This is a genomic window from Blastomonas sp. SL216 (genome assembly GCA_026625625.1).
Classification (GTDB): domain Bacteria; phylum Pseudomonadota; class Alphaproteobacteria; order Sphingomonadales; family Sphingomonadaceae; genus Blastomonas.
The window spans coordinates 490,766-509,287 of the sequence record CP113055.1; the positions used below are offsets into that span (position 1 = coordinate 490,766).

Here is an 18,522-nt window from a genome sequence, read left to right on the forward strand (position 1 = left end):
TTTGGCTTGCTGGCATATCCCGGCATCGAGAATCTGGGCGATGTCATGCAATCGCGCGCAGCAAGGCGCTTTCTGCCGCAGGTCGATTGCCTGATCGAGCGCGAGCGCCTTTCTACGAGGCAGCATGACGGCCCGGTCAAGCTGATCACCAATGGCTGGTTCATGCACGATGCGACGCAATGGCCGCCCCACCCGTCTATCGACCCGTTGCCGGTGTCGATGCATTTCGTCGAATGCTCAAAGCCAAGAGTGCGGCGCTGGATCAAGTCCGCCCGCGACGTGATGCTGTCCGGGGCCGGTGCGGAATGGCTGCGCGCGCACGGTCCCATCGGGGCACGCGACATGGTGACCTGCGAAACGCTGCTGGCGCATGACATACCTGCCTATCACACCGGCTGCCTCACGCTGACGCTCAAGCTCGATCGGCCGGTCCCGCGCGGGGATTATCTGGTGGCCTGTGACCTCAGCCCCCGGGAGCTTGCCGCGCTGCAGCGCCTGGCCAGGGGAAGGCAGGTTGTCAGCGTCACCCATCTGGGTGGCGAAACGCTGGATCAGCAGGGTCAGGAGCGGGAGGTCGAACGCCTGCTTGACCTTTACGCCGGGGCTGCAGCGGTGGTGACCACGCGCATCCATGCAGCGCAGCCATGCCTGGCGATCGGAACTCCGGTGCTGCTGCTGCACCCCAGAAAGGCGGCGCGCCGGATTGCCGATGTGGCTCAGCTGATGCACCATTGTTCATCGGATGTGTTTGTCCGGGGCGGCTGCGATTACGATTTTCTCGCGCCACCGGCCAATCCGGATCGCCACACCGCGCTTGCGCGGGATCTGGTCAAGCGCTGCCGCGCGTTTACCGGCTTTGACGATCAGGACCTTCCGCGACCAGCACCGCAGCTTCCTTGACTTGGGTGAGCCGCCCATCCTCCAGCCGATAGACGATGTCGCAGCAATCGAGCAGCGCGGTCCGGTGCGTGACGAGCACGATTGCAATATGGCGCGGCAGGCTCTGCAGGCAGCTCCGGATGACAGCCTCGCTTTCCATGTCGAGCTGGCTGGTGGCTTCGTCCAGCACCAGCAGGTCATGCGCGCGATACAGGGCATGGGCTAGCGCGATCCGCTGGCGCTGTCCGCCGGACAGGCTTGACATGGTCTCGCCCAAAGCGGTGTCGAGCCCATGCGACAGCGAAGCGACAAACTCCGTGAGGCCTGTCTGCTCGACGGCCCGCAACAGCCGCTCCTGATCGGTGTCTTCGGATCGAACGGGGAAGCTTATCGCTTCGCGCAGGGTATGGCCGACCAGCAGCACATTCTGGCTGACCACGCCCATGCGGTCGCGCCATGCGGCGGCATTGGCGGACGTTATCTCCTGTCCGTCGACCTGCAACATCCCCTCCACGGGAGTGATAAGGCCGCTCAGCACGTCCAGCAGCGTCGATTTTCCCGAGCCGCTCGCTCCGACAATCCCGATCCTTCCGCCATAGGGAACAACGAGATCGAGCCCCTTGAGCGTATCGCCGCGGTCGGGCCGCGATACCCGGATGGCCGACAGTGTTATCGAATGGCGAAAGGCAATGGGGGTTCGCGAAGCTTCGGGAACAGAGCCAGGCAATTGATCGAGCAGCTCGCGCATCGATGACGTCACCTGGCCATGGGCGCCAATCTGGCTGACGGTACCGACCGGATCGTGGCCAGGTGCGGCAGCAGCCGCAGCCCACCCAGCGCCAGAACTCCGAGCGCGGGGACCAGGGTGCGATAGTCGGCATTCAGCAGTGGCCATATCAGCGCAGCGATCAGGAATACGAGCAGGCCGGCTATCTCGATTTCGGATCGCGCCGTCTGGCCAGCCACGACCGATTGCACCAGCCCACCCCGAAACGTGCGCTCGATATCGTCAAAATCCGCAGCGATACGCGCTTGGCCGTTGGTCAGGCATATGTCGCGGAACGCGGTTCGCGCTTCGTAGATGAGGCGTGCGCGCTGCCGGCTGAGCTCGGGCACGTCATCCTTGGCGGCCGGCCTTTTCCTGAAACGAGACGCTGCCATCATGCCGCCAATGGTGACCAGCAGGATCGTCAGGCCGAGCAGCGGGTAGAGGAGGGTGAGCACGGCGACAATCAGCAGGCCGGTACCGAGCGAAATCACGCCGCTGATCAAGGGAACGAGGGCGTGATAGCAGACGATCTGCAGTTCCTCGAACGCAGCAAATGCCCGCGATGCGCCGGTTTCGAGATAGCTTGCATAATCCTGATTCTGCAGGCGTGAAAATGCCAGTATCGCAAGCGAGGTCGCCACCGCATATTGTGTCTTGATGACGGCGCGCTGGCCCAGCAACCGCAGGACGGCACTGGTCAGCATCGTGCCGATCAACGCCAGCTGGACAAAGGGAATGGTGCTGCGCGCCGATGACACGAACAGGGCAGAGGCAGCATGCTGGATCAGCAGGAGCGACCCGATTTCTGCGGTTGCCGCCAGGGTACTGAGCACGATGGCCCATCTGAAAGCCCGCTGCGCCGAGAGATCGGCATAGCGCACCAGTTCCCAAAGTTCCCTGGCACGCACCAAAAAATTGCGTTTCCCTGCCGAGGCAGATACCGGGCGTGCGTCCGTCATGTCGGTCTATCCTCGCCACGACTCAGGCCATTCAAGCGGGCAGTTTCGATTTTTCCATCCCCATCCCGTTTGTCGAAAAGATGGCGGAAAAGGTTGGAGTTTGGATACGATTGAGCGAAAAGGCGTTTCAAGGCAATCAGGTTGGCATGGGCCGGTTTCGGGCTTGCCTTCCGTCCGTTGGCCTCCAGCTGCGACTGGACAAACACGTTTTGCGTCTGCTGATGATCTGATCGGCGATGGCGTGAACGTTGCAGGTAGAAAAAGTGCATGAGGAGAGCAGGCTCAAGCGAAAGCCAGGCAACAGCGGATGCGCCGTCATTGTCGGTGGTGATGCCTGTGTACAATGCCATGCCCTATCTCGATGCAGCCATTGCCAGCATTCTCGGACAAACCAAAACTGATTTTGAATTTTGCATCTATGATGACGGATCGACCGACGCGTCGCTGGAGTGCGCCCGGTCATGGGCGGCCCGCGACACGCGCATCAGGGTGGAAACGGGTGGTCGGCGGCTCGGCCCGGTCGGCAGCTCGAATGCGGCCATGGCGATGGCCTCCACCGATCTGATCGCGCGCATGGACGCCGACGATCTGGCGCATCCCGAACGGCTCATGCTGCAATATGAATCCATGCGGAGGCGACCCGACATAGCGCTGCTCGGATCGACGTTCCGCATTGTCAACGAGGCGGGAGAGCTGTTGTCGACCGAGACCTCCGACCGGCTTTTGGCGACATCAAATCCGCTGGCGCATCCCACCATCATGGTCCGTCGTACCGCATTTGTGACTGCGGGCGGCTATCGCGAGGGTACGGAGTATTTCGAAGACAACGACCTTTATGCAAGGATGAGCGCGATAGGTGCTTGTTATGTCCTCAGAAAACCGCTGCTCGATGTCCGTATGGGCGGGCAGAATGCGCGCCTCCAGGATGATCGCGCCGCCCTTGTCGCGCAGCTCGATCGGTTTTTCCGCCCGCACAGCCGGCGCGATCGTGCGAATGAAACCCATTCAGCCAATGCGGTGCGAACCCTGGCCCAGTTGCGCGTCTTCAATCTGCAGCGGCCCGGCCTGATAGGATATATGGTGCGGTGCGGCTCATTCGAAAACCTGCGCCAGGGGCTTGCCGTGCTGGGGTTTGTGACGCTGGCGGAAGTGTCGCCCAAGCTGACATTGGAGGCTCTGCGCGCCATGTGGCACCTGCGCGAGCGGCAGGTCGCCAGAAAGCTGGGCGACCGAAAACTGTTTCGCTGGGTCCCGGGCATGGGTTCGGCGCTGATCCATGACGGGGCGTCTTCGGTCGGCCAGCCGGAGCGCGATTGCGCTCATCAAGGGGCCTGAAGGTGCGGACGGCCCCGTCAATCCAGCGATAGCAGACCGGCGACAGCGCACGCCGGCAGATGATCAGGACGGCCTGATCGCTGCCGACCACTGCCCGAGGCGCCGGTCGCGCACGGCATTGTCCATGGCGGGCTCGAAGGTCTGGATCGGGGCCACCATCGCGCGGGCCTCTTCAAGCGAGCCATAATGGCCGGAGCCGATCGCCGCCAGGATCGCCGCGCCGCGCGCCGTTGTCTCGACGTCGCTCGGGCGTTCGCAGGGAATGCCCAGCACATTGGCGATATCCTGCGCGATCCAGTCATTGGCGCTCATGCCTCCGTCGAGCCGCAGCACCGACCATCCAGCCCCGTCGGCGGCAAAGGCACGACCGAGATCGTGGAACACATTGGCGACCGATTCGAGCGCAGCGCGCACGATATGCGCGCGGGTGGTGGCGAACGAGAGCCCGCTGATGCTGCCGCGTGCATCGGGCATCCAATAGGGCGCTCCCAGGCCTGACAGGGCAGGGACCACGACCACGCCGCCGCTATCGGGCACCGACCGGGCGAGCGCTTCGCTCTCGGCCGCATCGCCGAGCAGGCCGATGCTGTCGCGCAGCCATTTGACCAGGCTGCCAGCGACAAAGACCGATCCTTCCAGCGCAAAGCTGCGCGTGCCGTTCACCTCGCACAAAATCGTGCCGAGCAGGCGATGCTCTGACCTGGGCGGGGTCTGGCCCATATTAGCCAGGATGAACGCGCCGGTGCCCAGCGTCGCCTTGGTCTGGCCCTGGCTGAAACAGCCCTGGCCGATTGTGGCGGATTGCTGGTCGCCCGCAAGCCCGGTGATCGGGATCGCCGCGCCGAACAGCGCGGGCAGGGTGGTGCCGAACGTGCCGGTGCTGGGCACGACCTCCGGCAGCGCGGAACGCGGCACGCCGAAAAGGTCGCACAGCCCCTGGTCCCAGCCCTGACCGGTCAGGGCGAACAGGCTGGTGCGGCTCGCATTGGAAACGTCGGTGACATGCAGACCGCCGGTGAGATTCCACACTAGCCAGCTTTCGATCGTGCCGAAGGCAAGCCGGTCGCTCAGCGCGTCTGCCCCATCGATGTTGCGCAGCATCCACGCCATCTTGGTCGCGGAGAAATAGGGGTCGAGCAGCAGGCCGGTCGCCGATTGCACCGCGCCCTCATGCCCGGCCGCGCGCAAGTGCTGGCACTGTTCGTCGGTCCGCCGATCCTGCCAGACAATCGCCTTGCCGAGCGGCTGGCCGGTAGCTTTGTCCCAGGCCACGACAGTCTCGCGCTGATTGGTGACGCCGATCGCGGCGATCCGCTCCGCGCCGCCCGCGCGCTCGATCATCTTGCGCGCGCAGACCAATGTGCGGTCCCAGATTTCGGCTGCGTCATGCTCGACCCAGCCGGGCTGGGGATAGTGCTGGGTGATGTCGCGCTGTTCGGTGGCGATCCATTCTCCCGACAGCGTATAGAGCATCGCGCGGGTGGACGTGGTGCCTTCGTCCAGCACCAGGATCAGCTTGTCACCCGCCATGCGCTGCCTCCTTGTCCGCGCTGTCGCCCAGCAGATCGCCGATATCGGCAACCTCCAGGCCGAAGCGTTCGACCAGATCTGCAATATCGGCAGGCCGCGCCATCTCGCCATCGTCGCGCATGATCGAGCAGATCACCGCCGCATCACCGCAGCCTGCGCGGCGGGTCAGGTCGATTGCGGCTTCGGCGGCGGCAGGTCGCTCGGCAACGCCGCCTGCAGAGCAGATTAGCGGGAAGATATGGCCCGGCGAGACGATGTCGTCGGCGGTGGCATCGGGCGCGACCGCGACCTTGACGGTCTGTGCGCGGTCGGCGGCGGAAATGCCGGTGGTGACGCCTTCTGCCGCCTCGATCGAGCGGCCCAGGGGCCGTCCGGACTGACGATCCTTGCCTGGGTTCATCAGGCCGATGCCCAGCCGCAGCGCGCGGTCCTGCTGCATCGCAAGGCAGATCAGGCCCCGGCCATAGGTCGCCATGAAATTGATCGCCTCGGGCGTCGCATGCTCGGCGGCGACGGCGAAATCCATGTCGCCCCGGCGGAACTGGTCGCCGGTGATGATGATGACCTTGCCCTGTTTCAGGGCCTCCACCGCAGCTGCGATGCTCATGCGGCGGGCCTTGCCATGGCGCTGAGGCTGGTTGCGCCCTGCACGACCTGCTGGCCGACCATGTCGAGCTGCATCCGCGCGCGGTCGTCGAGACACTCGCCATCGGGCGAATACAGGCCGGGATAGGTGCGGATCGTCGCGCCCATCGGCGTCGGCCAGCCACGCAGCGCGTGGACGATGCTGCGCAGCGTCTGCATCGTGCTCATCGTCGCCTGGTCGCCATAGGCCGTGGCGATCAGCCCGACCGCCCGCCCATCGAGATAGGGCCGGGCGTCCTTGGACAGGTCTTCCAGATAATCGAGCGCGTTCTTGACCAGGCCCGAGATCGTGCCGTGATAGCCGGGCGCTGCGAGCAGCACGCCATCGGCGGCACGCACCGCCTCGACCATCTCGCGGCCTTCCTCTCCCGCATGCGCGCTGCTGCGATAATGCGGCAGCGCGGCGAGATAGGCCCCGTCGAACAGCTGCACCTCTGCACCGTGCGCGGCGGCGCTCGCCATCGCGGTGCGCAGCGCCAGCTCAGTGGTGCTGCCGATGGAAACGGTGCCGCCGATGGCGACGATGCGGGGTGTCATGACGTCAATTCCTCTGTGAAAAACCGGTCGAGATCGTGCGCCTGTTCGGGCGAGAGATGAAGCCCCAGCTTGGTGCGCCGCCAGAGGATATCCTCAGCGCTCATCGCCCATTCGTTGGTCACCAGATGGCGGACTTCGGCTTCGGTCAGGCCATGGCCGAAATGGCGGCCGCATTGGTCGAGCGTCGCGGCATCGCCCAGAAATTCTGCCGCGACCGTGCCATAGCTGTGGACCAGGCGCTCGGCCCAGCCGGCCTCGAGGAACGGATAGCGCGCGCGCAGCGAGGCGATCTGCTGCTCCACCTGATCCACGCCGAAATCGCCACCGGGCAGGGGGCGGCTGTGCGTCCAGTGATCGCCGCGCAATGCCGGGATGCGGCTCGCCATCGTGTCGACCGCTTCCTGGCTGAGCGTGCGGAAGGTGGTGATCTTGCCGCCGAATACCGACAGCATCGGCGCACCCTCGTGCGCTTCGGTAAGATCGAAGCGATAGCCGCGCGTCGCGGCTTCGGGCTTGCCCGACCCGTCATCGACCAGCGGCCGAACGCCCGAATAGGTCCATACGACATCGGCGGGGGTCACCGGCCTGGTGAAGAAGCGGCTCGCGCCCTCGCACAGATAGGCGATTTCTTCCTCGCTCGCGACGATGGGTTCGCCAGGTTGCTGGTCGCGGTCGGTGGTGCCGATCAGCGTGAAATCCTGCTCATAGGGAATGGCGAAGAAGATGCGGCCATCGGGGAGCTGGAAGAAATAGGGGTGCGGGTGATCGAACAGCTTGCGCACCACGATATGCGATCCGCGCACCAGCCTGATCGACTGTTTGGGCTGCTCGCCTGACTTGCCCAGGATCCCGAGCACCGAGGGACCGGCGGCGTTGATGACAGAGCGCGCGGCGAATTCGCCCTGCGGCGTCTCGATGCGCCACAGTTCGCCTGCGCGCTCCAGCCTGGTCACCGGGCAGCGTGTGCGCACCTGAGCGCCATGATCGGCGGCGTCGCGGGCATTGAGCACCACGAGCCGCGCATCATCGACCCAGCCGTCCGAATAGACGAAACCGTGCACGAATTCGGGCTTGAGCGGCTTGCCCGCCGGATGTCGGTCGAGCCGGATCGTCTCGGTCGCAGGCAGCAGCTTGCGCATGCCGAGATGGTCGTAGAGGAACAGCCCGAGCCGCAGCAGCCAGCGCGGGCGCAGGCCCTTGACCCAGGGCAGCACGAACCGCATCGGCCAGATGATGTGCGGCGCGATGCCCCAGAGGATCTCACGCTCCCCCAGCGCCTCGCGCACCAGACCGAATTCGTAATGCTCCAGATAGCGCAGGCCGCCATGGATCAGCTTGCTCGAGTTGGACGAGGTGCCGCTGGCCAGATCCTGCGCCTCGAGCAACAGCACGCGCGCGCCGCGCCCTGCGGCATCGCGCGCAATGCCGGTGCCGTTGACGCCGCCGCCGATCACGGCGACGTCGAACACGCTGGCGTCAGGATGCGGCGACTGGTCCATCAGATGTCGAGCGGTCCGTGCTGGATATGCGGCAGAACGTAGCGCGCAAACATATCGGCTTCCTGCACATGCGGATAGCCCGAGAGGATGAACGCCTCGATGCCCTCGGCCTGATAGGCGCGCAGCTTGGCGAGCACCTGATCGGGCGTGCCGACGATCGCTGCGCCACAGCCCGAGCGGGCGCGGCCGATGCCGGTCCAGAGGTTTTCCTCGACAAAGCCATCGCCATCGGCGGCCCCGCGCAGCTCCTGCTGACGCTGCACGCCGTAATTCTTGGCATCGAGCGACTTTTCGCGGATCGCCTTGCCGGCTTCGTCGTCGAGCTTGGAGAGCAGCCGATCAGCATAGGCGCGCGCTTCGTCTTCGGTCTCGCGCACGATGACATGGACGCGATAACCGAACTTGAGCGTACGGCCATATTTCGCGGCGCGGGCCTTCAGGTCGGCGATGTTCTCGCGCACCTTGTCCATCGTGTCGGGCCACATCAGGTATACGTCGCAGGCTTCTGCAGCGCACTCGCGCGCTTCATGGCTCAGCCCACCGAAATAGAAGGCGGGGCATTTGCCCGACAGCGTGGTGACGCGCGGCGGATCGAGCTTCAGGTTGAAAAAATCGCCTTGGAAATCGAGCGCCTCGCCATTCAGCAGGGTGCGCACGATCTTCATGATCTCGGTTGCGCGGGCATAGCGGGGGCCGGATTCGATCTTCTCGCCCGGCATGTCGGACGAGATGATGTTGACGTTCAACCGCCCGCCGGTGCCTGCGGCATTGGGGCCGAGGATGCGGTCCAGCGTCGCGATCCGGCGGGCGAGCTGCGGCGGCCAGTCCTCACCCATGCGCGTCGCCCAGAGCAGCTTGATGCGGCGGACCTGGGTGGCGACGGCAGCGGCGAAGGCGGTGGTGTCGAGGCCAAGGCTATAGCCCGAAGGCAGCAGGATGTTGTCGAACCCGCCCTCTTCGGCGCGCAACACGATGTTGCGGCAATGCTCCCAGCTCGACTGCAGATACGGGTCGGGCACGCCCAGGAACTCATAGTCATCGTCGCACAGCGCCGAAAACCAGGCGATTTCGCATTGTTGGTCGGTGGCTTGGGTCATTGTTGCTTCCTTCGGTCTGGCGCGGGGCCTTCGACAAGCTCAGGCTGAGCGGATGGGGTTTGAATGGCTGCTTTGACTCCGCCCATGTCGAGCCTGTCGAAGCACGCCGCGCAGCTTCAGGGCAGGGGCTCGCCGCGCGCTGCCACGAGCACCGCGTACCAGTCCTGCCGGCTCCAGCGCACCTTGAGAGCCTGAGCGCCCTCGGCAATGCGCTCGGCCTGTTGCGACCCGATGATGGGCACGATGCCCGCCGGGTGCGCCATCAGCCAGCTATAGGCCGCAACGCTGCGCGACACGCCTTGCGCCTCTGCAACCACATCCAGCGACGCTGCCACGGCGCGGTCGCGCGCGGTCTCTGCCGCTGCCAGCCGTCCGCCGCCCAGCGGCGACCAGGCCATCGGCGTGAGGCCCATCATCATCGCCTGATCAAGCTCGCCATTTTCGAAGCAGGTGATGCGCAGCGGGCTGATCTCGGGCTGGGTGGTGACCAACTTGTTCGCCAGGAAATGGTCGAGCGCCGCAATCTGGGGCATTGTGAAGTTCGACACGCCGATGGTGCGGATCTTGCCCGCACTCACCGCGTCGTCGAGCACGCGCGCGACCTCCTGCGGGTGCGCCAGAATGTCCGGGCGGTGGATCTGCCACAGGTCGACCATGTCCACCTGCAGGCGGCGCAGCGAATTGTCGATCGCGGTGCGCAGATAATCGGCGCTCTGGTCATAGGGCAGGGGGGGCAGGATCCCGCCCTTGGTGGCCAGCACCATGCGCTGGCGCAGCGCCGGATCGGCGGCGATCACCTCGCCCAGCAGCGCCTCGGCATCGCCAAAGCCGCCCTGGCCGTCAAAGCCATAGATGTCCGCCGTATCGAGAAAGTTGATCCCGGCATCGAGCGCGGCATGGACCAGCCGTGCGGCATCGGCAGCGCTGCGGCCATTTTCGGCCAGCCGCCACATGCCCCAGGCGATGGGGGAGACAGCAATGTCGCTTCTGCCCAGCGGACGGAAGGCGGGCGGCAAGGGCAGTTCACTCATGAAAACGTCCTGTTTGGGGGCGCCACGGAGGCGCGTTCGATAAGGGTGTGGGGCAGGCGGCGATGGCTGATATCGCCGCCTGCGATCAGGATTTCGGTCGCGGTGCGCGCCAGCTCGGCCATCGGCTGATGGATGGTGGTGAGCGGCGGCCAGACGGTGCGGGCGAGCGTGGTATCGTCAAACCCTGCGACCGAGAGCTCGGCGGGCACATCCATGCCGCGATCATGCGCGACGGCGAGCACGCCGGCGGCCATATCGTCGTTCGAGGCGAAGATCGCGCTGGGCCGCTGCGGCAGATCGAGCAGCACGCGGCCACCGCGCACGCCCGAATCGAAATCGAACTCACCATCGCAGACCAGTACGGGATCATAGGGCAGACCGGCGCGGTCGAGCGCGCGGCGATAGCCGAACAGACGGTCGTCCGACGCCATATGGTTCTGGTGCCCCTTGATGAAGCCGATGCGGCGGTGCCCAGCATTGATCAGGTGCGTGGTCATGTCGTCGGCAGCCTGGGCATCGTCCATGAACACCGAACTGGTGAGCGCGTGATTGGTGCCCGGTGAAATACGCACGAACGGAATGTCGAGCGCTTCGAGCGCGCGCAGCACCGGGTCGCAATCGGTCACGGGCGACGACAGGATGATGCCGTCAACATGCGTTTCGGTGACCAGCCCGCGCACCTGTTCGCCGACCTGGGGGTCGGCCACATCGACCGGCTGCGCGAGCAGCCGGATGCGGTTGGCGCGGCAGAAATCCCAGCAGCCGGTCTGGATCTGGAACATGTAATAGGGGCTGTGATTGTCATAGATCAGCGCGATCTGGTTCGACTTGCCGCCGGACAGGATGCGCGCTGCCACGCTGGGGCGGAAATCGAGGTCGCGCATCGCCTCCTCGACCCGGTCGCGCGTCGTCTGACTGACATAGGGATGGCCGTTCAGCACGCGGCTGACGGTCTTGACCGCCACGCCCGCCTTGGCCGCGACATCGCGGATATTCGCCCGTTCGCTCATCGCTCCAGCACCTCGTTTAGCCCGCCAAACAGCGCGGCAAAGGCGCTGTCGGGGCGATAGAATACTGGCGGCTGGCCGATCGGCGCAGCGATGCGGTGCGTGCCGGGGGCATAATCCACGCCCGTCCACACGTGCCGCCATTGCCCGGCGCCGGGCAGCACGACATCGCGCACCACGGCGCCCTGTTCGACCACCGGAGCCACCAGCAGGTCGGCACCGTAGAGAAACTGATCCTGCACCGTAAAGAGGGCAGGGTCGTGCGGATGGTGCAGGAACAGTGGGCGCTGCACCGGCAGGCCGTGTGCGCTTGCCTCCTTGCACAGGTGCCGCACATAGGGTGCCAGATGCGCATGCACCCGGCTCCAGCGCGCGAAACTGGCCATCAGCTCGGGCGTCGAATCATATTGCAGATTGTCATCGGGCCGGTTGCCTTCATGGCTCCGCATCACAGGCGCGAAGGCGGCCAGCTCGCACCAGCGCTGCATCAGCTCTTCGGTGCGGATATTGCCGTGCAGCGAGGTATAGCCGCCGCAGTCCGAATGGCTGTACGTATTGCCGACAAGGCCGGCGGACAGTGCGCCTGTGATCACCGTGCCGATGCCGTCATGCCGGGTGAAATCGACCGACTGGTCGCCCGCCCAGAGCAGCGCGCAATGCGCTTGAACCCCGGAAAATCCGGCGCGCATGAAGAACACCGCATCGCCGGTGCGGCCCCGGCTTTCGACGGCGCGGGCGTTGACCTCGGCCCAGAGCACTGGCCAGCGATTATGCGCCTCCATCGGGTCGGAGCCATCGGCGAGGCGCAGATCGGTGGGAAGATATTCGCCAAAATCGGCCATCCAGCCGTCGATGCCGATATCGAGCATCTCGCGGCCCAGCACACGCTCGGCGAACCAGGCGCGGGTTTCCTCCCGGGTGAAATCGACCACGCCGCAGTCGAACTCGCCGAAATCGACGAGATGGACTTCGTCGCTATCGGTGCGAAGACAAAAGTGGCCGCCGCCTTCCGCCTCGGCGAACAGGTCGCCATCGACGGAGATGTAGGGGTTGGCATAGGCCATGAACCGGATGCCGCGCTGATGCAGATCTGCAATGCGCGCCTTCAGGTCCGGATAGCGCTGGGCACTGCGCTCTCCATTATGCCAATCCCAGAACAGGCGGCGGCCAAAGCTGGTTTCGCGGATGCCCGCCCAGTCTTCGCACCACAGGGCGGAGACGGCGGTACCCGCGTCGATAAAGCGTTCGAGCCGGTCGAAACTGGTAATGCCCGATTTCAGCCCGACGATTGCGCCGCCAATCGCCCAATCGGGCAATTCGGGCTGACGGCCGAAGCGCTTCGAGAGCGCGGACACAAGCTCCATCGGGCCATCGGCCGCAAACAGCTCAAAACCTGCCTCACCGCTCCACACGTCGACCGCATGGAAAGCGGGGTCGGTGAAATCGAGCACGCTGTAGCAGCTGGCATCGAGATGCACGGCGATCCAGCGCGAGGTCATGAAGGTTGGCTGCGGATAATTGGTGTTCCAGTAATCGCCGCCCGCCATCCCCTCGGCATCCATGATGCGGGTCAGCTCGGTCGATTTGTCGCGGCCCACGCCCGGCTCGCTGGTCCAGATGGGGAAGGCGCGGCCACTCAGCGCCAGATAGCTCATCTGCTCGCCGCCGCCCCAGACGCATTCCCCGCTCTCGGCATGGAAGCGGACGCGCAGGCGATCATAGCCATGGGTGAGCGCGCGCACCGTCAGCCGGTTACCCTTCAGCGCGATGGTGGCGACAGGCTGTCCGTTGCCGATCAGCTCGATACCATCTGCGGTCTCGCGAAACGCGGCGGGCGCCAGCTGATCGCTGGGCGAGTCGGAAATGCGGAAATTGCCGCGAAACATCGTGATATCGGGGTTGCCGCGCGCCATGACCACCGCCGGACAGGCGGGGCGATGAGACAGCACGATCCGGTCCCCGAACAGGAGATCGAACCCGTCATTCTGGGCTTGCACCCGCAGTTTCAACGCGCTTTTCCTCATCCCTGGCTGTCAGTGTTGCGAAATGGTCGCAGCCCTTGTCCGTTTTTCTGACACCGCTTGACATATCGAGGCGGTCATAGCAGATCAAGCGTCAATCGCGGCGACCATATCAAGGGGCATCAAGCCCCCGCTACGACCGCAATCTCGCAGGGAGAGGGTATCATGAAGCTCACCAATTATCTGTCCATCCGTGCCGCCGCGCTGTCTGCCACCGCGCTTTCGCTCGCCTTTGCCATGCCCGCTCATGCGCAGGATGCAGCCGATGAAGACCAGGGCGGCATCACCGAAATCGTCGTGACCGCGCAGAAGGTTGCCGAGAACGTCCAGGACGTTCCCATCGCGATAACCGCGATCACCGCAGACCGTCTGGAAACCACCGGCGTCACCAGCCTCGAAGGGCTGACCCAACTTGTTCCTTCGGTCAGCTTCCGCAAGGGCACGACCAGCGCCAACAGCGCCATCGTGATGCGCGGCGTTGGCACCATCACCTTCTCGATCGCGGCAGAGCCCAGCGTTTCGACCGTGGTCGACGGCGTCGTGCTGAGCCGTTCGGGCCAGGCGTTCATGGACCTGGTCGATGCCGAGCGCCTTGAAGTGCTGCGCGGCCCGCAGGGCACGCTGTTCGGCAAGAACGCATCGGCCGGTCTGGTCAATATCGTGTCCAAGGGCGGCACCGATACGCTGCAGGCCGAAGCGCGCCTCGAAGCGTTCGACGACGATGAATACCGTCTGCGCGGCGCGATTTCCGGTCCGCTCGCCGAGAACCTGACCGGTCGCATCACCGCGTTCTACGGCAGCTATGACGGCAACATCACCAATATCAACGGCGGCCGTCGCAATACCATCAACGGTTACGAGCATTACGGCGCGCGCGGTATCCTAGATTATGATGGTGGCGGCTCGCGCTTCCGCTTCATTGCCGATTATTTCGAGGCCGACGACGATTGCTGCGCCGACGTAACCGGCGTCAGCCGTGGCGCGGTGCTCGATGCCGAACTCGGCCTGCCCGGCGGCGTGGCGCGCGGTGTCAACCAGCGCTTCGTCAATCACAACCTCGTCACCCGCACGCTCGACAAGCAGTGGAGCCTGACCGCGTCGGCCGATTTCGACGTGTTCACCAGCCATGTGCTGAGCGTGATCGCGGGCTATCGCAACTGGGAAAACACCGAAATCCGCGAAGGCGACTTCCTGCCGCGCGCGCTTGTCGGCACTGGCGAACTGCACGACAATGGCCAGGTCCGCACCGAGCAGCTCTCGCTCGAAGTGCGTCTCGCCTCGGACCAGACCAAGCCCTTCTTCTATCAGGTCGGCGGCTTCATCTGGGGTTCGGACAACGAGCAGGACTTCACCCGCCGCAACATCACCTGCGCGACCTCGACGCTGCCGATCGATCCGATCACCGGCGGACGTCCGTGCAACGTCAACGATCGCACCAACACGCTGTTCCCGACCGCGACCTCGTTCAGCGCCGTGGAATCGCGCAACTATGCGATTTTCGGCCAGGCGACCTATCGCCTGAGCGACATGTTCGCGGTGACGGGCGGCCTGCGCTACACCTGGGATGACCTGAGCTTCGTCCACACCCGCGCGCCGGGCGTGAACGCGACCACCGGCCTGCCGGCGACCGGTCCCGGCGTCTCGGGCGCGCCTGCTGGAGGCACGATCGCTTCGGGCGGCAATGGCACCAACACCTCGCGCGGTGACAGCACCAACGGCAACCTTTCGGGCCGCGCCGTGCTGCAGTTCACGCCCAGCGAAGACGTGATGCTCTATGGCAGCTATACCCGCGGCTACAAGGGCCCGGCGTTCAACGTGTTCTTCAACCACACCGCGCCGACCAATGCGATTCCGATCGACGAGGAAACCTCCGACGCGTTCGAAATCGGCATCAAGTCGCAGTTCCTCGACAACCGCGTGCAGCTGAACGCCTCGGCCTTCACCGTCACCTATGACGGCTTCCAGGCGAACAACTTCGTGCTGCTGAATGGCGCGGTTGTCTCGAACCTGACCAATGCCGGATCGGTGAAGAGCGAAGGCTTTGAAGTCGATCTGCTTGCCGTACCGGTCGATGGCTGGACGCTGCGCGCGAGCGGGGCCTATGCAGACGCCACCGTCAAGCGGTTCAACCCCAACCCCGCCACCAACGCACCCGATGCCCGCAACGGCACCCAGCTGCCGCTGGCGCCGAAGTTCACCTGGACCATCGGAACCAGCTACGAGCGCGATCTGGGCGGCTTCAAGATGTATCTCGACACCGATTTCCGCCATGTCAGCCGCCAGTTCTCCGATCTCGGCGAACAGGGCCCGATCGCGGCCTATGGCATCTGGAACGGCTCGATCGGTTTTTCGGACCCCGAAGACAATTACCGCATCAGCTTCCTGGCGCGCAACATCACCGACAAGGCCTACGCCCTGCTCAACGTGACTGCCGGCCAACGCCTGCAGATCCCGCGCGACGCGGACCGCTATTTCGGCATCAGCCTGCGCGCACGCCTGCGCTGAGGGTTACCGGCATAGAATAGCCCTGCAGGTCGTGGGGTGAGACAAAGGGGGCTCTGGGCGCAATGTCCGGAGCCCTTTTTTGATCCTCCCCCAGCTTGCTGGGGCAGGGGGCCGCCCGCGCAGCGGGTGGTGGAGGGGAAGCGTCCGGGTATCCTATCCACCCCAAAGCACAATCCCGCTCATACGGAGCGGCGAATGTCGGCTATAGGGCTTTGCAGGAAAAAACCTGCCGTTCTGCAATCGACTCCCTTCTTGCCGCTCTATAAACCTAGGTGTTGGCCCAAATGCGGGCATTTGGAATTGGCCGATGGATTATAGGCGCGAAGCTTAGCTGTCCCGAAACTTCTGAACGGCTATCCAGATATAGAGGCCAAAGAACGCACCGCTTCCGATGAGCCAAGCCCATGTCTTGAGATCGCGTTCCGGCGAGTTGAACGATCCTAGGAATGCGACGCCGCTGAACAGGAGCGCAAAGATAATAAAGCGCCAATTGAGCATGGCGCGAGCTTGACGCCGCGCTTCTGAAGCCGGTCTTGGGGGTGCTATAGTGGGCCGGCCCCGAACGAGGCGACGCGGGGCAAAGCTGGCCCAGATTAGCCACGCTGATATACCGATCACGCATGCTGCAACCATGATCGAGTTCGACCAATCCGGCAGTGACAATAATTTTGAGGTGACGGTCCAAACGAAGACCGCCAGCATCACAATGCCCACTACCATCCAAATACCGCGCCGCCCTGCTACTTTACGCCAGCTTTCGGTCAGTCGTTCATATTCGTCAGCAGTTACAAGCTTACCACCGCTCTTCATCGAAGGGTAATAAAGATATCCCCCGTCTATAGGCGTAAATTGCTTCGTGAACACACTAATCGGATCAAACACCCAAGTCCCCCCTGCCGCCGAGCATTGCGCGTGGATAATGCGTTGCACAGGTGTTAAGGCGCGATGATGGCCGAAAGCAAGTGAGCCTGAGGGGCCGCATGCCAAGCGTCCATTCCAAAAGCAGCCTTTCTGCAATCCACCCATTCCCGTCATTTGCGCTGCCCCCGCGCTTCGCCAGAACCTGCCGTCACACTGAACCCTTCGACGGTGCTCAGGACAGGCTTGTTTCAGGGTCCATTTATCCCCGCGTACCTTCGGTTTATCCGGCGCGATGGATACTGAAACGCGTTCAGCCTGACGGGCTTTGCTCTCTCCCCTTTTGGGGAGAGAAACGAAGGCTCGGCAGCTTGCTGCCTAGCCGGAGTTGAGAGGGGCGAGCGCGCGGTGTCTGATATCAACGGAGCCTGATCAGGTGCAGGTCTCGCCATCAAACACAATCGCACGCACCTTGCGCATCATTTCCATGGCCACTGGCGGATCGCGATTGGCCATGATCACAATCGTCATTTGATCATCCGGAAATGTCGCAGTCTCGACATTCACCCCCAAAGTCCCGCCATTGTGGCCCGTCCATCGGTGCCCGTTGTAATTGCCAACCGCAAAGCCGAGGCCATGCGACACCGCAGGTCTGTTGGGACCAGCAGGAGCCACCTCAATCTGCGGGGAAATGAGAAGATCACGCATGGCGGCACTGGTCAGCTTTCCTGACATCAGAGCCGCAAAAAAACGCTGCATATCGGCTGCGGTGCTATAGGCGCCGCCCGCCGAATTGCCGACAAGTGCTGCTTCCACGGCGGGACGAAGCGGACCGGGCGGCGGCATCTGCATGCCATTCGGCCCGCCAGGCGTTCCCGGTGGTGGTCCGGGGGGCGGCCCCGGTGGTCCAGCATGCTGGCCGGGTGCGCTGCCAGGGGGCGGGGGCAGCATTTCAGGCATATTGGTCATCCCGACGGCGCGATTGGCCTTATCGGCTGGCAGGATGCTCGAAGCGGTCATCCCCGATGGCGCAAAGATATGCTGCTGGAGATAGGCCTCAAAGCTCTCACCGCTGACACGCTCAACCATCAGGCCCAGCAGGAGAAAGCCGGAGTTTGAATATTGGAACCGCGAGCCGGGCGTGAATTGCGGGACGTCGCGCACGACCAGAGGTTTCAGATCGGAAAGGCTTCTCGCTGCCTGAAGAGCCGACAGATTGTCCGGCGTGAAGAAGTTGCCGAGCCCGCTGCTATGGGTCAGCAACTGACGGACGGTCACTGCTCCAGCTTCGGTCGTCAGGCCATCGACATGAATCTTGATGGGATCGTCCAAACCGATCTTGCCCGCATCGACCAGTTGGGCCACCGCGACCGCCGTGAACATTTTGCTGGCTGATCCCAGATTGAACCTGGCATCGCTTGCGATGGCGGCGCTCCCGTCCCCGGCCATCAGGCCCTGCGTAAAGGATACAGCGCCGCCTTGCCGCGATACTGCAATGACGCCAGAGAAAGACGAAGGGGCTGCAACGCCCGCCAGGCACGCGCGCAACGCATCGTCGTCCAGCGCTTGTGCGGTGGCGGTGGCACCAGCCCCCGGACAGGCCAGCACTGCCGTGATGAGCATGGCTGAAATCGGTCGAATCAAACGCACCATTTTGTCTCCCACAGAGGTTCAGCAGCTTTGACGGGCACCAACTTCAAATTCTATAGATGGTCTTGAACTAGCAGGTTTGTTGAATGGTCAGCCCAGGAGGCAGTCGATGCGTGAACATATGCATGTAACGGAGCGAGCAGCGGCCGCAGCCTTTGCATCGCCCCGTCAGCGCAAGACCATACAAACTCTGATAGCGG

General features: G+C 64.0%; 16 protein-coding genes. 3 read left to right on the top strand and 13 right to left on the bottom strand.

The genetic code is table 11. The features are described from left to right. Window positions 1–6: 6 nt before the first annotated feature. Window positions 7–900 (top strand): polysaccharide pyruvyl transferase family protein, encoded by an 894-nt coding sequence (locus tag OU999_02375; GenBank protein WAC24062.1) that lies wholly within the window; start codon window positions 7–9, stop codon window positions 898–900. On the opposite strand, the gene OU999_02380 is transcribed toward OU999_02375, so the two are convergent. From OU999_02380 to OU999_02390, 3 genes are read right to left on the bottom strand one after another with little or no spacing between them, the layout of a single operon-like run. After that, window positions 848–1,627, bottom strand: a complete 780-nt coding sequence (locus OU999_02380; protein WAC24063.1) for an ATP-binding cassette domain-containing protein — start codon at window positions 1,625–1,627, stop codon at window positions 848–850. The genes OU999_02375 and OU999_02380 overlap by 53 nt on opposite strands. 8 nt (window positions 1,628–1,635) lie before the next feature. Next, window positions 1,636–2,607: a hypothetical protein gene (locus OU999_02385; protein WAC24064.1), complete on the bottom strand. Its 972-nt coding sequence runs from the start codon at window positions 2,605–2,607 to the stop codon at window positions 1,636–1,638. Beyond that, complete coding sequence (locus OU999_02390; GenBank protein WAC24065.1) at window positions 2,604–2,957, bottom strand: hypothetical protein; 354 nt, start codon at window positions 2,955–2,957, stop codon at window positions 2,604–2,606. The genes OU999_02385 and OU999_02390 overlap by 4 nt, the downstream gene beginning before the upstream one ends. Between OU999_02390 and OU999_02395 the strand changes: the two genes are divergently transcribed. Continuing rightward, on the top strand, window positions 2,956–3,942 hold the full coding sequence (locus tag OU999_02395; protein ID WAC24066.1) for a glycosyltransferase family A protein: 987 nt from the start codon (window positions 2,956–2,958) through the stop codon (window positions 3,940–3,942). The genes OU999_02390 and OU999_02395 overlap by 2 nt on opposite strands. Before the next feature lie 63 nt (window positions 3,943–4,005). Here OU999_02395 and OU999_02400 read toward each other — a convergent pair whose 3' ends face one another. The 8 genes from OU999_02400 to OU999_02435 form a co-directional block, all read right to left on the bottom strand. Then, a complete protein-coding gene (locus OU999_02400) occupies window positions 4,006–5,472 on the bottom strand; it encodes a glycerol kinase (GenBank protein WAC24067.1) in 1,467 nt (488 codons plus the stop codon). After that, complete coding sequence (locus tag OU999_02405) at window positions 5,462–6,079, bottom strand: 3,4-dihydroxy-2-butanone-4-phosphate synthase (protein WAC24068.1); 618 nt, start codon at window positions 6,077–6,079, stop codon at window positions 5,462–5,464. The genes OU999_02400 and OU999_02405 overlap by 11 nt, the downstream gene beginning before the upstream one ends. Then, window positions 6,076–6,654 carry an NAD(P)H-dependent oxidoreductase gene (locus OU999_02410; GenBank protein WAC24069.1) on the bottom strand — a complete coding sequence of 193 codons (579 nt, stop codon included), beginning with the start codon at window positions 6,652–6,654 and terminating at the stop codon, window positions 6,076–6,078. The genes OU999_02405 and OU999_02410 overlap by 4 nt, the downstream gene beginning before the upstream one ends. After that, a complete protein-coding gene (gene glpD, locus OU999_02415) occupies window positions 6,651–8,153 on the bottom strand; it encodes a glycerol-3-phosphate dehydrogenase (GenBank protein ID WAC24070.1) in 1,503 nt (500 codons plus the stop codon). Before glpD ends, OU999_02410 begins: the two co-directional genes overlap by 4 nt. Continuing rightward, a complete protein-coding gene (locus OU999_02420) occupies window positions 8,153–9,250 on the bottom strand; it encodes an LLM class flavin-dependent oxidoreductase (GenBank protein ID WAC24071.1) in 1,098 nt (365 codons plus the stop codon). The genes glpD and OU999_02420 overlap by 1 nt, the downstream gene beginning before the upstream one ends. Window positions 9,251–9,366: 116 nt before the next feature. Next, window positions 9,367–10,281, bottom strand: coding sequence for an aldo/keto reductase (locus OU999_02425; GenBank protein WAC24072.1), 915 nt, complete (start codon window positions 10,279–10,281; stop codon window positions 9,367–9,369). After that, on the bottom strand, window positions 10,278–11,291 hold the full coding sequence (locus OU999_02430) for a LacI family DNA-binding transcriptional regulator (protein ID WAC24073.1): 1,014 nt from the start codon (window positions 11,289–11,291) through the stop codon (window positions 10,278–10,280). Before OU999_02430 ends, OU999_02425 begins: the two co-directional genes overlap by 4 nt. Further along, complete coding sequence (locus tag OU999_02435; GenBank protein ID WAC24074.1) at window positions 11,288–13,297, bottom strand: alpha-glucosidase; 2,010 nt, start codon at window positions 13,295–13,297, stop codon at window positions 11,288–11,290. The genes OU999_02430 and OU999_02435 overlap by 4 nt, the downstream gene beginning before the upstream one ends. A 177-nt stretch (window positions 13,298–13,474) precedes the next feature. Here OU999_02435 and OU999_02440 point away from each other — a divergent pair, with 177 nt between their 5' ends. Beyond that, window positions 13,475–15,814: a TonB-dependent receptor gene (locus tag OU999_02440; GenBank protein ID WAC24075.1), complete on the top strand. Its 2,340-nt coding sequence runs from the start codon at window positions 13,475–13,477 to the stop codon at window positions 15,812–15,814. 327 nt (window positions 15,815–16,141) lie between these two features. On the opposite strand, the gene OU999_02445 is transcribed toward OU999_02440, so the two are convergent. Continuing rightward, window positions 16,142–16,696 (bottom strand): hypothetical protein, encoded by a 555-nt coding sequence (locus OU999_02445; GenBank protein WAC24076.1) that lies wholly within the window; start codon window positions 16,694–16,696, stop codon window positions 16,142–16,144. A 408-nt stretch (window positions 16,697–17,104) separates the two neighbouring features. Then, entirely contained in the window at window positions 17,105–18,325 is a 1,221-nt protein-coding gene (locus tag OU999_02450) for a serine hydrolase (protein WAC24077.1), read from the bottom strand. Window positions 18,326–18,522: the final 197 nt, after the last annotated feature.